Genomic DNA, 480 nt, shown 5'->3' on the forward strand with positions numbered 1-480 from the left:
CCGATCCCGCGGTCGACGCCATGGGCGACATATTCGGCTGGGGGCTGGTGGGGGCGAGGCCGGACCATGTGTCGAACGCGTTGAAGACCGCGCGGGTCGAGATCCGCAGGGTCGGCGGGAACTGCACGGACCACCGCCGCGGGCCCGGTGTGTGCGTTACCAGGGTGACCGGACAGGCCAGGTCCGGGGACTCCGGAGGCCCGCTCCTCGTCAACGGCAGGCAGGCCGGCGTGGCGTCCACCGCAGGAGGCGCCAACGCCACCTACGCCGGTGTCGCCGGCAGCCTGCCCTGGATAGAGCGGACCACCGGGCTGGACCTGAACGACGACGGCCGCGTCGGCACGTGCAGTCCGCCGCCGTGGGACAGCGGCAAGGACTACCCGGGCGGCACCGTCGTCTCGCACGACGGCCGCAACTGGAAGGCCCGGTGGGACGCCGCCCCGCAGAACGAGCCCGGGCGGGCCACCAACTGGGCCGGCG

Annotated in this window: 1 protein-coding gene; it reads left to right on the top strand. The window is 74.0% G+C overall.

Annotation, left to right across the window (positions count from 1 at the left end; all coding sequences use genetic code 11):
* Positions 1 to 20: 20 nt before the first annotated feature.
* A partial coding sequence (locus tag JK359_RS38585) for a trypsin-like serine protease (RefSeq protein ID WP_236679130.1) occupies positions 21 to 480 on the top strand: 460 nt, incomplete at its 3' end.

It is taken from the genome of Streptomyces actinomycinicus (genome assembly GCF_016741775.1).
Lineage (GTDB): Bacteria > Actinomycetota > Actinomycetes > Streptomycetales > Streptomycetaceae > Streptomyces > Streptomyces actinomycinicus.